Below are 561 nucleotides of genomic sequence, written 5' to 3' on the forward strand. Positions count from 1 at the left end.
ATATAACGCTGGCTTATGAAAACTTGGGAGCAAATTAGCAAAGAAAAGTATATAATCATAGCTGCACTGATCGTTTATTCCGTAACGGCAATATATAGCAATGGTTATTACCATCCGGATGAACACTACCAGATAATCGAATTTGCCGGGCTTAAATTGGGATTTAACGCTCCGTCGGATCTAGCTTGGGAATATGGCAGATTAATGAGACCCACTGTTCAACCCACGTTATGTATTTTACTTTTTAAGGCGTTAAATTTCTTCGGGATTTTTGATTCGTATTTTTTGGCGATGGCCTTGCGGCTAATTACCGCTATAGTTGCGGTTGCTATTATTACCAGGTTTATTATTTGCACCAAAAGTTTTATAAACCCAGGTCTTTGGACAATTTATTTATTATTATCTTATTTTCTCTGGTTTACTCCATTTATTAGCATTCGCTTTTCTTCTGAAACCTGGTCGGGCTTATCCTTTTTGTTTGCTCTTTGCTATATTTTGAAAGAAAAAAAACTTACTTGGGATTATTGTATATGTGGTGCATTATTCGGCCTCAGCTTTATG

Annotated in this window: 1 protein-coding gene; it reads left to right on the forward strand. The window is 36.4% G+C overall.

The genetic code is table 11. The annotated features are described in order from the left end of the window. Window positions 1–15: 15 nt before the first annotated feature. Window positions 16–561, forward strand: a 546-nt coding sequence (locus ACNOHI_RS25380; RefSeq protein ID WP_420477498.1) for a hypothetical protein, incomplete at its 3' end; no start/stop codon positions are given.

The sequence above is a fragment of the Noviherbaspirillum sp. ST9 genome, assembly GCF_048799745.1.
In the GTDB taxonomy this organism is placed as follows: Bacteria; Pseudomonadota; Gammaproteobacteria; order Burkholderiales; family Burkholderiaceae_D; genus Noviherbaspirillum.